The 12,560-nt window shown below is 73.7% G+C and carries 14 protein-coding genes and 1 riboswitch; of the genes, 6 read left to right on the forward strand and 8 right to left on the reverse strand.

From position 1 onward, the window contains the following. Positions 1–73 precede the first annotated feature (73 nt). From AC5RWQ_RS26790 to AC5RWQ_RS26800, 3 genes are read left to right on the forward strand one after another with little or no spacing between them, the layout of a single operon-like run. Positions 74–508 carry a DUF2975 domain-containing protein gene (locus AC5RWQ_RS26790; RefSeq protein WP_334490723.1) on the forward strand — a complete coding sequence of 145 codons (435 nt, stop codon included), beginning with the start codon at positions 74–76 and terminating at the stop codon, positions 506–508. Then, positions 508–714 (forward strand): helix-turn-helix domain-containing protein, encoded by a 207-nt coding sequence (locus AC5RWQ_RS26795; protein WP_107256509.1) that lies wholly within the window; start codon positions 508–510, stop codon positions 712–714. The genes AC5RWQ_RS26790 and AC5RWQ_RS26795 overlap by 1 nt, the downstream gene beginning before the upstream one ends. Further along, the gene (locus AC5RWQ_RS26800) at positions 711–893 is read left to right on the forward strand and encodes a hypothetical protein (RefSeq protein ID WP_494285408.1); all 183 of its coding nucleotides are present in this window, start codon (positions 711–713) and stop codon (positions 891–893) included. The genes AC5RWQ_RS26795 and AC5RWQ_RS26800 overlap by 4 nt, the downstream gene beginning before the upstream one ends. 75 nt (positions 894–968) lie before the next feature. On the opposite strand, the gene nhaA is transcribed toward AC5RWQ_RS26800, so the two are convergent. The 6 genes from nhaA to AC5RWQ_RS26830 all read right to left on the reverse strand — a co-directional run bounded on the left by nhaA (position 969) and on the right by AC5RWQ_RS26830 (position 8,094). Further along, positions 969–2,297 carry a Na+/H+ antiporter NhaA gene (gene nhaA, locus AC5RWQ_RS26805; protein ID WP_494285409.1) on the reverse strand — a complete coding sequence of 443 codons (1,329 nt, stop codon included), beginning with the start codon at positions 2,295–2,297 and terminating at the stop codon, positions 969–971. Between the two features lie 213 nt (positions 2,298–2,510). Beyond that, positions 2,511–3,194, reverse strand: coding sequence for a transglycosylase family protein (locus AC5RWQ_RS26810; protein WP_494285410.1), 684 nt, complete (start codon positions 3,192–3,194; stop codon positions 2,511–2,513). Beyond that, positions 3,193–3,366: riboswitch (cyclic di-AMP (ydaO/yuaA leader) on the reverse strand. It overlaps the preceding gene by 2 nt. A gap of 141 nt (positions 3,367–3,507) precedes the next feature. Continuing rightward, positions 3,508–4,224 (reverse strand): hypothetical protein, encoded by a 717-nt coding sequence (locus tag AC5RWQ_RS26815; protein WP_494285411.1) that lies wholly within the window; start codon positions 4,222–4,224, stop codon positions 3,508–3,510. Positions 4,225–4,437: 213 nt separating this feature from the next. After that, on the reverse strand, positions 4,438–6,336 hold the full coding sequence (htpG, locus tag AC5RWQ_RS26820) for a molecular chaperone HtpG (protein ID WP_494285412.1): 1,899 nt from the start codon (positions 6,334–6,336) through the stop codon (positions 4,438–4,440). Between the two features lie 64 nt (positions 6,337–6,400). After that, a complete protein-coding gene (locus AC5RWQ_RS26825) occupies positions 6,401–7,018 on the reverse strand; it encodes a class I SAM-dependent DNA methyltransferase (protein ID WP_494285464.1) in 618 nt (205 codons plus the stop codon). Positions 7,019–7,554: 536 nt separating this feature from the next. Then, entirely contained in the window at positions 7,555–8,094 is a 540-nt protein-coding gene (locus tag AC5RWQ_RS26830) for a DinB family protein (RefSeq protein WP_494285413.1), read from the reverse strand. Positions 8,095–8,254: 160 nt separating this feature from the next. Here AC5RWQ_RS26830 and smpB point away from each other — a divergent pair, with 160 nt between their 5' ends. After that, entirely contained in the window at positions 8,255–8,746 is a 492-nt protein-coding gene (gene smpB / locus AC5RWQ_RS26835; protein WP_494285414.1) for an SsrA-binding protein SmpB, read from the forward strand. A gap of 27 nt (positions 8,747–8,773) precedes the next feature. Here smpB and AC5RWQ_RS26840 read toward each other — a convergent pair whose 3' ends face one another. Continuing rightward, positions 8,774–9,613: a hypothetical protein gene (locus tag AC5RWQ_RS26840; protein ID WP_494285415.1), complete on the reverse strand. Its 840-nt coding sequence runs from the start codon at positions 9,611–9,613 to the stop codon at positions 8,774–8,776. Positions 9,614–9,795: 182 nt separating this feature from the next. Between AC5RWQ_RS26840 and AC5RWQ_RS26845 the strand changes: the two genes are divergently transcribed. Both AC5RWQ_RS26845 and AC5RWQ_RS26850 read left to right on the forward strand, forming a co-directional pair. Further along, the gene (locus AC5RWQ_RS26845) at positions 9,796–10,371 is read left to right on the forward strand and encodes a helix-turn-helix domain-containing protein (RefSeq protein ID WP_494285416.1); all 576 of its coding nucleotides are present in this window, start codon (positions 9,796–9,798) and stop codon (positions 10,369–10,371) included. Beyond that, a complete protein-coding gene (locus AC5RWQ_RS26850) occupies positions 10,368–11,675 on the forward strand; it encodes an MFS transporter (RefSeq protein WP_494285417.1) in 1,308 nt (435 codons plus the stop codon). The genes AC5RWQ_RS26845 and AC5RWQ_RS26850 overlap by 4 nt, the downstream gene beginning before the upstream one ends. Here the strand turns inward: AC5RWQ_RS26850 and AC5RWQ_RS26855 are convergent. Beyond that, positions 11,653–12,552 (reverse strand): alpha/beta hydrolase, encoded by a 900-nt coding sequence (locus AC5RWQ_RS26855; protein ID WP_494285418.1) that lies wholly within the window; start codon positions 12,550–12,552, stop codon positions 11,653–11,655. The genes AC5RWQ_RS26850 and AC5RWQ_RS26855 overlap by 23 nt on opposite strands. Positions 12,553–12,560: the final 8 nt, after the last annotated feature.

The following is a 12,560-nucleotide window of genomic DNA, read 5'->3' on the forward strand; positions in this document are numbered from 1 at the left end:
TCGATAGGTTGCGAGCGAGACTCGATGCATGTTAACCGAGCATCGAGCGGTAGGCCCGCTCAGAGTTTTCCTCGTGCTGCTGTTCGGGATCCTGGTCATGTTCCAGACCTTCTCGCTACCCGGGCAGTTCAGGTACATGGCCGAGGAGTCCCCGGACCTCGCGTACCTGAGGTGGCCGTTGACCGCCGTGTCGGTGTTCTGGGTGCTCTGCGTGCAGGTGGTGATCGTCTCCACCTGGAAGCTGCTCACGCTGGTCAAGAAGGACCGCATCTTCACCCAGGCTTCGCTGGGCTGGGTGGACGCGATCGTGTGGGCCATCGCGGCCGCGTGGGTGGTGCTCCTGGGCGTGTTCCTCTACATCGGCTTCCGTGCCGACGACCCCGGGCTGCCGCTCCTGCTGTTCCTGATGCTGATCGGTGTCGCCGTGCTCGGGCTGTTGATGGTGGTGATGCGGGCGCTGCTGCGGCAGGCCACCACCCTGCGCACCGACATGGAAGCGGTGATCTGATGCCCATCGTCGTACGCATCGACGTCGAGCTGGCCAAACGCAAGATGAGTGTGGGCGAGTTCGCCGAGCGGGTCGGGCTCACGCCGGCGAACGTGGCGGTACTGAAGAACGGTCGCGCGAAAGCTGTTCGGTTCAGCACCCTGGAAGCCATGTGCCGGGTGCTCGGCTGCCAGCCCGGTGACCTGCTCGAGTGGGTCGAGGAATGAAGCGGGGATCACCGGCGACGTACCTCCTCGCCGTTCTCGCCATCCTCGCCGTCGCGGTCGGCGTCGCCGGCATCGTGTACGGGGAGGCCGACGACTCGCCGGGCCTCCAGCTGCTGGGCGGCCTGCTCGTCATCGGGGCGGTGGCGCTCGGCGTGCGGATCGCCCGACGCGGCAGCTAGCGGGACAGCCGTCGACGCCCGGCCGCCGACGCCCGCAGTACGCCGCGTGGGGCGGCTGGCCGGCCGTCGTTCCGGTCAGTGACCGTCGGGCCGGTCCGGGTGCGGCTGGTAGACGTCCGGTACGCCGTCCTGGTCGCGGTCGATCGTCTCGGCCTCGTGCACTCGGCGGTAGACCCGGGTGCGGGCGCGGAGGATCACGGTAGCGAGGAGCGCGGAGAGCAGCGAACCGGCGAGCACCGCCACCTTCACGTGGTCGTCGCGCTCGCTGCCCAGGCCGAAGGCCAGCTCACCGATGAGCAGGGAGACGGTGAAGCCGATCCCGCCGAGCAGCGCGAGCCCGAGCACGTCCAGCCAGTTCAGGCCCTCGTCGAGGTCGGCCCGGGTGAAGCGGGACACCAGCCAGGTGGCGACCATGATGCCGACCGGCTTACCGACGATCAGGCCGACCACGATGCCGACCGCCACCCGGTCGGTGAGCGCGGTCGCCAGGCCGGCCAGCCCCCCGATGGTCACCCCGGCGGAGAGGAACGCGAAGATCGGCACCGCGACGCCGGCGGAGAGCGGTCGGAACCGGTGCTCGAAGTGCTCGGCGAGCCCCGGCCCGGCGTCCGGGCCGCCGGCCGCCTCGCTGCGGATCACCGGGACGGTGAACGCGAGCAGGACGCCCGCGACGGTGGCGTGCACCCCCGACTCGTGCACCAGCACCCAGGTGACCGCCGCCAGCGGCAGCAGCAGCCACCAGGACCGCACCCGGCGCTGCACCAGCAGGGCGAACACGGCCAGCGGGACGAGCGCGGCCAGCAGCGGCGCGACCGACAGGCCCGAGGTGTAGAAGATGGCGATGATGACGATCGCCAGCAGGTCGTCCACGACGGCCAGGGTGAGCAGGAAGGTGCGCAGCGCCGAGGGCAGGAACCGGCCGACCACGGCCAGCACGGCGAGGGCGAAGGCGATGTCCGTCGCGGTCGGGATGGCCCACCCCTTCGCGGCGCCGCCCCCGGCGCCCGCCGCGATCAGGGTGAACAGCAGCGCGGGTACGGCCACCCCGCCGACCGCGGCCGCCACCGGCACCGCCGCCCGGCGGGGATCACGGAGATCACCGGCGACGAACTCGCGCTTGAGCTCCAACCCGGCGACGAAGAAGAAGGTCGCCAGCAGACCGTCCGCGGCCCAGGTGGCGAGGGTCAGGTCGAGGTGCAGGGCCGCCGGGCCGACCCGGAGGTCCCGCACCGACTGGTATCCGTCGGACCAGGGGGAGTTCGACCAGACCAGGGCGAGCAGCGCACCGGCGAGCAGCAGTGCCCCACCGACGGTCTCCTTGCGGAGAATGGCGGAGATGCGGCTGGTCTCGCCCCAGGAGCGGCGGGCGAACAGGTTGGCACGGCGCCGGTCGGCGTCGGTCACGGAAACTCCTCGTCGGCAGGGGTCGCGTCATCCATCGCCGACCAGACTTCCCGGCACACCAGGGTCAACCCTATCCGCCGCCGGGCGGGTGGTCGCCCAGTAGCCGGCATGCCGCCCGTCCAGGGGGTCGCCGCACGCGACGACGCCCGGCCGGGTGGATCCGGCCGGGCGTCGTCGTTCGCGCGGTGGTGCGCCCTCGGGGAGGGACGGGCGTCAGAGGCTGAGCTGCTGACCCGGGAAGATCAGGCCCGGGTCGGCGCCGACGACGCGCTTGTTGCGCTCGTACAGCGCCTGCCAGCCACCGGCGAGGTCCTTCGCGTCGGCGATCTCCGACAGGGTGTCACCCGCGCGCACCACGTACCTGTCCCCGCTGGACGCCGGGGCGCTACGCCGCTCGCTGCGGCTGCTGCGCCGCTGGTCGGACGACCGCTCCGACTTCGTGGTCGCCCGCTCGGTGCGCCGCTCGGACTTCTCCGACCGCTCGGACTTGCGCGACGACGACTTCTCCGAGGTGGAGTAGCTCTTCGTCGAGCCGCCCTTCTTGCCGCACACCGGCCAGGCGCCGATGCCCTGACCGTCGAGCACCTTCTCCGCGATCGCGATCTGCTCGCCCCGGCTGGCCAGGTCGGCGCGGGAGGCGTACTTCTTGCCGCCGTAGCCGGACCAGGTGCCCGCCGAGAACTGCAGGCCACCGTAGTAGCCGTTGCCGGTGTTGATGTGCCAGTTGCCGCCGGACTCGCACTGGGCGATCGCGTCCCAGTTGACGCTGGCGGCGCTCGCCGGGGCGGCCGGCGCCAGGACCGCGGCGACGCCGGTGACGGCGCCGACGGCGAGCGTGCCGACGGCGACGCGGCGCGAGCTGACCCGTCGGTGACGGGCGGTGTGTGCAGTTGACATCTGTGCTCCTCCACGCCGACGAGGTGAGCTGTCGGGTTCGGGCCGAGGAGCCCGGCCGCCGCAGGCGGCTTCACCCCGAGGTGACGTGCACCGAGGAACGTGTGGGTCCCCCGCTCCATGCCCAGCTGACAAGGTCCCACCGTCGGCGGCATGGATTAGGCGTTACCGACCGTGGTGTCCGCGAAGGCGGACCGGATCGACGTTAGGAGGCGTTTCGGCGATTTGCCCACTTCTTGTGAAGTTCTTCACCCGGTCAGGCGAGGGCCGGCTCTCTCCACTTGCGCCATCGCCACGAGGTCGGACAATGCCCTGCTCAGTGCGGCGAGCGCTGGCCCTGACCGGCGGCTGCCGTCCGCCCCGAGCAGGTGAGCTCCCCCGGCTGGAGCTGCACCCGGCTGGGACTCCAGACCTCCACCCGGTCACCCACCACTCTGGCCAACAGGCAGCTACCCCGCCGGTCCGCGCGCAGCGCCAGCCCCACGCTGCCGCCGTACGACGCGACGTCCCGGCGGACCCGGGGGTCGAGGCGGAGCCGGTCGAGGTACGCGCCGACGGACGCCTCGGTCGCCGCAGACCCGGTGGGCAGTTCCCGGCGCAGCCGCTCGGTGAGGTCGGGCGGAAGCGTGGCGGCCGGCCGAGGGGTCACCGGTGGGGTCCTCGGGCAGTCCACCTCGGTCACCGGCTCCATCCCCTCGGCCCGGTACGCCAGCCGGTAGCAGAGCGTCACCTCGGCGTGCCCGCTGTCCGACCCGGACCAGTCGGTCGTGGTGGCCTCGCCGTGCGTACGCACCACCATCGACACACCGCCGGCCCGGTCGGTGCCGTCCAGCGCCATCAGCTCCAGCTCCGGACGCCCCTGCACGGCTCGGCCGAACTCGTCGACCTCCCAGAGTCGCCCCCGCTCGATCGCGGCGGTCAGCTCGTCCAGTCGCCCGCGCGCCTCCCGCCGGGCCAGCGTCTCCGCGTCATCTACCTCGGCCCAGCCGCAGCCGGCGAGCAGCGCCGCCGCGAGCAGTGTTCCCGCGGCCACGGCCGCCCCTCGCCCCGTCACCCCCCGCATGACCGCATTCTGCCGCCCGGCCGCCACCGACACCGTCCGGCGTGGGCCTCGGACTGACCGTTTCCGGACAGCAGGACGGCGGCGCCGCCGACCGACACCAGCCCGCCCGGCGCCGCGATGGGCGCCCGGGTGAGCTTTTGAGCGCGGCCCCGACCGGGCGGACGCCCGGTCGGGGCCGTCGCGTCAGAGGGCGCGGGCCAGCCGGTCGGCGAGGACCCGGGCGAACCGGGCCGGGTCGGCCAGGTCGCCGCCCTCGGCCAGCAGCGCCATGCCGTACAGCAGCTCGGCGGTCTCGGTCAGCGCCGCGCTGTCGTCGCCCCGCTCGTGCGCGGCGCGCAGCCCGGTGACGAGCGGGTGGGTCGGGTTGAGCTCCAGGATCCGCTTGACCTGCGGCAGCTCCTGACCCATCGCGCGGTACATCTTCTCCAGCGTCGGGGTGATGTCGTGGGCGTCGCCGACGACGCAGGCCGGTGAGGTGGTCAGCCGGGAGGAGAGCCGGACCTCCTTGACGCTGTCGGCGAGCGCCTCGCCGAGGAAGGTGAGCAGGGCGGCGTACTCCTTGGCGCGCTGCTCCCGCTCGGCGGTGTCGGCACCCTCCGCCGCGGCGTCGAGGTCGACCTGGCCCTTGGCGATGGAGCGCAGCGGCCGGCCGTCGAACTGGCCGACCCGCTCCACCCAGACCTCGTCGACCGGGTCGGTGAGGAGCAGGACCTCGTACCCCCGGGCCCGGAACGCCTCCATGTGCGGCGAGTTCTCCAGCGTCGCCCGGGTCTCCCCGGTGGCGTAGTAGATCTCGCTCTGGCCCTCCTTCATCCGCGCGACGTAGTCGTGCAGGGTGGTCAGCTCGGCGGGGTCGTGGGTGGACGCGACGGAGACGACGTCGAGGATCGCCTCGGTGTTGTCCGGGTCCTCCAGCAGCCCCTCCTTGACCACCCGGCCGAACTCCGCCCAGAAGGTCCGGTAGCGCTCGGCGTGCGCGGTGCGCAGCTCCTTCACGGTGGCGAGGACCTTGCGGACCAGCCGCCGGCGGACGATCTGGATCTGCCGGTCCTGCTGCAGGATCTCCCGGGAGATGTTCAGCGACAGGTCGTGCGCGTCCACCACGCCCTTGACGAAGCGCAGGTAGTTCGGCATCAGCGCGGCGCAGTCGTCCATCACGAAGACGCGCTTGACGTAGAGCTGCACCCCGCGCCGGCCGTCGGCCATGAAGAGGTCGAAGGGGGCGTGCGCGGGGATGAAGAGCAACGCCTCGTACTCGAAGACGCCCTCGCCCCGCATGTGGATGGTCTCCAGCGGGTCGGTCCAGTCGTGGGCGACGTGCCGGTAGAAGTCGCGGTACTCCTCCGCGGCCACCTCGTCGCGGGGCCGCGCCCAGAGCGCCTTCATCGAGTTGAGCGTCTCGACCGTCGGCTCGGCGCCGTCGGCTCCGGGGACGGTGGTACGGATCGGCCAGGCGATGAAGTCGGAGTACCGCTTGACGATCTCGCGGATCTTCGCCCGGTCGGTGTAGTCGAAGAGGTTGTCCTCGTCGTCGGCCGGCTTGAGGTGCACGGTCACCGCGGTGCCCTGGGGGGCGTCGTCGACCGTCTCGACGACGTACGTGCCCTCGCCGGTGGACTCCCACCGGGTGCCCTCGGCCTGACCGGCGCGGCGGGTCAGCAGGGTGACCCGGTCGGCGACCATGAACGTCGAGTAGAAGCCGACCCCGAACTGGCCGATCAGGTCCTGGCTGGCCGCCTCCTTGGACTCCTTCAGCCGACGCAGCAGCTCGGCGGTGCCGGAGCGGGCGATGGTGCCGATCAGCGAGACGACGTCGTCGCGGGACATGCCGATGCCGTTGTCCCGGACGGTCAGCGTCCGCGCCTCGGCGTCGACGTCGAGCTCGATGTGCAGGTCCGAGGTGTCGACGTCGAGGTCCTTGTCGACCAGCGACTCCAGCCGCAGCTTGTCCAGCGCGTCGGAGGCGTTGGAGATCAGCTCGCGCAGGAAGACGTCCTTGTGCGAGTAGATGGAGTGCACCATCAGCTGCAGCAGCTGGCGCGTCTCCGCCTGGAACTCCAGCGTCTCGGTCCGACCGCTCACACCAACCTCCTCATGCGTACGTCACGTTCCGCGGGACAGGATACGAGCATCCGTGGCCGGCCCGTCACACCCGGTCGTCGGCCGGCCGCCGGACCATCAGGTACGCCTGCGGGGTGGGTTCGGGGCGGCCGAGCAGCTCGTCCGGCGCCCGCCACATCGTCGCGCGTACCTCCAGCCCGGCCTCGGTCAGCAGCTCGGCGACCCGCTCGGGGCGGCGCCGGTGAAAGACGAGCGAGACCGGCTCGCCCCAGGCGTCGGTGCGGTGTACGGCCTCGTCGCCGACCTGGAAGGCCAGCAGCGCGTTTCCGCCGAGGGCGAGCACCCGGCGGAAGCCGGCGAGGACCCGGGGCAGCAGCTCGTCCGGGACGTGGATGACCGAGTACCAGGCGACCAGGCCGGCCAGCGCGCCGTCGGGCAGGTCGAGGTCCAGCATGGATCCCTCGCTGAACCGCAGGTCGGGGTGGGCGGCCCGGGCCTGCGCGACCATGCCCGGCGACAGGTCGAGGCCGGCGACGTCGAGGCCGAGGTCGCGCAGGTGGCCGGTGATCCGGCCGGGGCCGCAGCCGACGTCGAGCACCGGCCCGCCGCCGGCGGCGAGGACCGTCTCGGCGAAGCCGGCCAGGATCGCCCGTTCCCACGGCCGGCCGGCGAGGTCGTCGCGGAACCGCGCGGTGTACTCGATACAAGTACACCCTCGGCGACTGGGCCCACGTCGAGCAGGACTACACCGACAGCGACGCCGGCTGCTTCGACATCGACAACCGGCGGCTCACCGTTGCCGCCGCCGGCACCGTGCAGACCGTCCGCGACCTCACCGGAAGCTTCCGCGGCGTGTGGCCGTGCGACCGCTGACCCGCGCCGCCCCGCCGCACGCCACCGCCGACGGGCGCTGGACCGACCTGGCGTTCGACGCGGCCTGCCGCGGCCACCGGGCACTCCGACGCCGCGCTGGTCGGTCCGACCGGCTACGACTGGCGGTGCGTCTCCTACCGCCGCAGCGGGCCGACCTACTCCGACGTCGACGTGCTCGCGGCCTGCGGGGAGACCACCTTCGGGTACGCGACGGTGGAACGATTCGTCAGCTTCCGGGAGGCGTACTCCTGGCAGTGCCGGGTCTGAGCCTCGACGGAGTCCGTCGGCGTCGCCGGCGGACCCACCCGTCCGGCCGCCCGCCGGACCCCGGCGGCGCCGGCCGGCGTGCCACGCGGCCGGCCGGCGTCAGCGCTCCGGCCGGGGACGGCGGATGTCGTGCACGTGGTGGGCGACGTCGTGCAGGAAGTAGACCGCGAAGGTCCGTACCGTGAAGACCGAGCCGTTGCTGCGCCGGCCGGGCCGGTCCCACTGCTCCGTGCGGACCGCGTCGAAGGCCGCCGCGGTCGCCGCCGCCTCGACGGCCAACTGGTCGGCCACCTCCGCCGGCGCCTGGTGGAAGTAGTCGTCCTCGACGGCGGTGGCGTCCTGGTCCCAGTTCGGGAAGACCGGGTCGTCCTGGCCGAGCATCAGCTCCAACCGGCCCCGGAAGATCCGGCAGGTGTCCCGGACGTGGCAGGCGTACTCGACCGGGGACCAGACGGTGGGCTCGGGACGCCGGGCCGCGTCGGCGCGGGCGAGCGCCTCCCGCCAGACCGGGACGGTGCCCCGGAGGCGGTCGCCGGTGGTCGCCACGTCCTGCGGGGAGAACCCGCACTCCGCGCACCCGTCCTCGATGACGAAGGTCCAGTCGGCCGTCTCGGGCGGAATGATGTGCGGCTGCGGCATGGGAGGAGTCTGCCACCCCGGCGACGTCACGGGCACCCCTGGTTGATCGAGAACCGCATCAGGGCGGGGAGGGCCGTCGTACGCGGGCGTCGCCGCCGGCGAAACCGCCGCCCGGATAGGGTGCACCGGGGTAACAAGTCGTCCGGAAGGGGTGCTGGTCGTGTCGCGGGACACCGAGCGGAAGCTGGTCGCCGCCAACAAGAAGGCCCGCCACGACTACACCGTCCTCAAGACGTACGAGGCGGGGATCGTGCTGGCCGGCACCGAGGTCAAGTCGCTGCGCGAGGGACGGGTGTCGCTGGTCGACGCGTTCGCCCAGGAGCGCGACGGCGAGATCATGCTGTACGGCCTGCACATCGCCGAGTACGGCTACGGCACCTGGACCAACCACCAGCCCCGGCGGACCCGCAAGCTGCTGCTGCGCCGGGTGGAGATCGACCGGATCCTGGAGAAGCTGCGCGACGGCGGGGTGACCCTGGTGCCGCTGTCGATGTACTTCAGCAACGGCTGGGCGAAGGTCGAGATCGCCCTGGCCCGGGGCCGCAGGTCGTACGACAAGCGCCAGGTGCTCGCCGAGCGGGACGCCAACCGGGAGATCGCCCGCGAGCTGGGCCGCCGCCTGAAGGGCCGCCGTCCCGGTCGTCCGGCCTGACCGGCGCGCCGCTGGCGGCGGTTGACGTCACGTCCCCGCCGCCGTGCTGACCGTCGCGGGCGCGGTGGCGAGGACGACCGCGGCGACCACCGTCACCAGGAGCGCCGCCACCACCCACGGCAGCCAACCGGCGCGGACGCCGTCGCCGAGCAGGAGGACGCCGGCGACCGAGGGGGCGACCACCTCGACCGCCCAGAGCACGGCGGTGACCGGCCCGACCTGCCCGTACCGCAGGGAGTGGGCGTAGAGCAGCGTCCCCGCCACCCCCGACACCAGCAGGCCCCAGAGGATCGGGTCCAGGGCCAGTTCCCAGACCGCCGCCAGCGGCCGGCCCAGCGGGTCCGCCGGCAGCACGAGGGCCCGGGCGCAGAGTGCGGTGACGGCCCAGGCGGCGCCGGCGAGTGCCGCGCTGAGCACGGGCGACGCCCGGCGCGCCGCCACCACGCCGGCCACGGTGGTCACCACCGCCGCGGCAGCCAGCCCCGTGGCCAACGCCACGGACGGGACGACCGCCCGCTCGGCGCCCGCCGAGAGGGAGATGACCACCAGGGCGGCGACGGTCGCCGCGATGGCGGCGGTGTCGCGGCGACGCAGCCGGGCCGCCAGGACGATCCGCGCCAGCACGGCGGTGACCGCCAGGGAGCCGGCCGTGACCGACTGGACCTCGTAGACCGGCAACCGTCGCAGGGCGACCAGCGAGGCGAGGAACGCCAGCGTGTCGCAGGCCAGCCCGGCGAGGTACAGGGGGTGGCCGAGGGCGCGCAGGGTGCTGCGGCCGCGCCGGGCGCCGACGGCCTGGAGGACCGAGCCGACCCCGTAGCCGACGGCGGCGGCGACGGCGAACCCCAGCGCGACGGTAGCGGTCACCGGAGCCCGTCCGCGACGCGCCCGCGGTGCCGGACGACCGGTGCCGGGGTGGCGATGTGGCGGACCGCCCCACCTGGGTTTCGCGTCACCGCTGGATTGTCACCCCACCGGTACGCCGCCCGCATTCCCGGCGACCACAAGAAGTCTTGTACGACGTTTCTTGTACGTGTAGCGTGACGCGCATGACGGAGGAACCGACGACGCTGCACCTCACCGATCCCCGGGCGATGCGCGCGCTGGCCCACCCCACCCGGCTGCGCCTGCTCGGTGAGTTGCGGCGGCGCGGCCCGCAGACCGTCGGGATGCTCAGCGACGTCGTCGACGAGGCCGTCGGCTCGGTCAGCTACCACCTGGGCCGGCTCGCCGAGCACGGCTTCGTCCGGGAGGCCCCCGAGTTGGCCCGCAGCCGCCGCGAACGATGGTGGCGCGCCGCCCACGAGCGCACCGAGTGGGAGCTGATGGATGTCTTCGCCGACCCCGAACGCCGGGCCGCCTCCGACCTGCTGAGGCGGGCCGTCCTCGAGCGGTACGTGGACCGGCTGCGCGGCTACCTCGATGCCGAGTCCACCCTCGAACCCGAATGGGTACGCGGCACCACCAGCAGCGACTCCTGGCTGCACCTGACCAGCGACGAGCTGGTCGAACTGCGGGCCGACCTGGAAGCGCTGACGGCGCGCTGGCAGGCCCGCAGCGACCCCGCCCGGCCCGACGCCCGTACCGTCACGCTGATGTACCACGCCTTCCGGGACCCGCGATGACCCCCGGACCCCGCCGCCGGGGGCCGTTGACCGGTCTGCTCGTCGGGCACGCCGTCTCGCTGACCGGCAACATGCTCACCCTCATCGCGCTGCCGCTCTATGTCCTCGCCGAGACCGGCTCCCCGGCGGCGACCGGCCTGACCGGCGCCTTCGCCACCGCGCCGGTCGTCCTCGGCGGCGCGCTCGGTGGGGTACTCGTCGACCGGATCGGCTACCGCCGGTCCAGCGTCCTGGCGGACCTGATCTCCTGTGGCACGGTCGCCGCCGTACCGCTGCTCGACGCCACCGTCGGCCTGCCGTTCTGGGCGCTGCTGGGCCTGGTCTTCGCCAGCGGCCTGCTCGACACCCCCGGGCAGACCGCGCGCACCGCCCTGCTCCCCGAGGCCGCGAGCGCGGCGGGGATCCCCATCGAGCGGGCGATCGGCTGGTTCGAGGCCACCGAGCGCGGCGCCCGGCTGCTCGGCGCGCCCGTGGCCGGGCTGCTGGTCGCCGCGATCGGTGCGCTGCCCGTGCTCGCCGTGGACGCCGCCACCTTCGCGGTCTCCGCGCTGGCCGTCGCGCTGCTGGTGCCCCGGAGCCTGCGCCCCGCCGACGCCGCCGTCGAGGAGTCCGCCGGCTACTGGCGGGACCTCGCCGCTGGGCTGCGCTTCCTGACCCGGGAGCCGCTGCTGCGCGCCATGGTGCTGCTGATCCTGGTCACCAACTGCTTCGACGCGGCCAAGAGCAACGTGCTGCTGCCGGTGGTCGCCGACCGGGAACTCGGCGGACCGGCGGCGTTCGGCCTGCTGGTCGGGGCGATGGGCGGCGGGGCGCTGGTCGGGTCGCTGCTGTTCAGCGCGGTCGGCCACCGGCTGCCCCGCCGGGCCACCCTCGTCACCGCGTTCGCCGTCGCCGGCGGGCCCCCGTTCTGGGCGCTGGCCGCCGCTCCCCCGCTCCCCGTGGTCGTCGCGGTCTTCGCGGTGGCCGGCTTCGCCGCCGGCGCGATCAACCCGCTGATCGGGGCCGTCGAGCTGGAACGGGTGCCTGCCCACATGCGGGCCCGCGTCTACGGGGTGATCGGTGCGGGCTGCTGGGCGGCCATGCCGCTCGGCGCGCTCGGCGCCGGCCTGGCCGCCGACCGGTACGGCACCACCGGTACCCTGGTCACGGTCGGCGCCTGCTACCTGCTGGTGGTGCTCACCCCGCTGCTGGGCGGGCCGTGGCGCACCATGCGCCGACCCACCGCCGCGCCGCCGCGTCAGCCCGAGCCGGCGCCGGCGACGACGGGCCCACCGGCATCGGTCAGTCGGCCAGCGCAAAGCTGATCGCGCGCACCTGCTGAGGCGCGACCGACACCCAGAACCGGCCGTCGTGGCAGCCGGTGGAGATCTGCACCAGCCCCGGGTCGGGCAGCCGGTCCCGGACCGCGCGGACGGCCGGGGTGAACGGGTCGGCGGCGCCGATAGCCACCCGCAGTGGCAACCGGGCCAGCTCGGCGGTGCGGCCGGAGATGTCGTAGCGGTCCCACTCCGCCGCCGAGTCGTACGCGCCGGCGTTCACCGCGCGGGCGTCCTCATAGGAGTGGAAGATCGCCGGGGAGGTGGCCACCACCAGTCGGAACCGGTCCGGATGGGTCAGCCCGGCCAGGAGCGCACCGTAGCCGCCCATCGACCAGCCGGCCACCGCGAGCCGGTCGGTCCACAGCCCCCTCGCCGCCAGCAGCGGCACGAACTCGTCGGTGAGCATGCCCAGCGGATCGTCGTCGGCGTGCGGATGCCAGTACCCGTCCCCACCGTCCACCGCGGCCAGCACGAAGGGCGGCGCACCGGTGGCGACCGCCCCGGCCAGGAACGCCGGATAGTCCCCGTTGCCGACCGCGGCGGCGGCGTCGCTGGCGTACCCGTGCAGGGCCAGGCAGACCGGCAACCGGGCGCCCGGGGCGTACCCGGGCGGGTAGGAGAGCGCGAAGCCGACCTCCCGGCGGCGCGCCACGGAGCGGAAGCGGCCGGTGACCGCCGCCTGCGGCGTGCCGCGCAGCCCGTCCGACGGGCGGGACGCGTCGCACCGGCCGAGGGCGTGGTCGAGCACCGACCGGCCGGGCAGCACGCCCGCCCCGACCAGCCCGATCCCGCCGGCGGACGCGGCCGTCACCCCGGCCGCCGCGCCCAACCAGGTCAGCGCGCGACGGCGGGTGATCGGCATGGCGTCAC

It is taken from the genome of Micromonospora sp. BS32, assembly GCF_059089345.1.

Coding starts and splice junctions, on each gene's coding strand:
- AC5RWQ_RS26855 (WP_494285418.1), bottom strand. CDS start 12,552: ATGCCGATCACCCGCCGTCGCGCGCTGACCTGGTTGGGCGCGGCGGCC.
- AC5RWQ_RS26830 (WP_494285413.1), bottom strand. CDS start 8,094: ATGCCGCAGCCGCACATCATTCCGCCCGAGACGGCCGACTGGACCTTC.
- AC5RWQ_RS26795 (WP_107256509.1), top strand. CDS start 508: ATGCCCATCGTCGTACGCATCGACGTCGAGCTGGCCAAACGCAAGATG.
- AC5RWQ_RS26800 (WP_494285408.1), top strand. CDS start 711: ATGAAGCGGGGATCACCGGCGACGTACCTCCTCGCCGTTCTCGCCATC.
- AC5RWQ_RS26810 (WP_494285410.1), bottom strand. CDS start 3,194: ATGTCAACTGCACACACCGCCCGTCACCGACGGGTCAGCTCGCGCCGC.
- AC5RWQ_RS26850 (WP_494285417.1), top strand. CDS start 10,368: ATGACCCCCGGACCCCGCCGCCGGGGGCCGTTGACCGGTCTGCTCGTC.
- AC5RWQ_RS26845 (WP_494285416.1), top strand. CDS start 9,796: ATGACGGAGGAACCGACGACGCTGCACCTCACCGATCCCCGGGCGATG.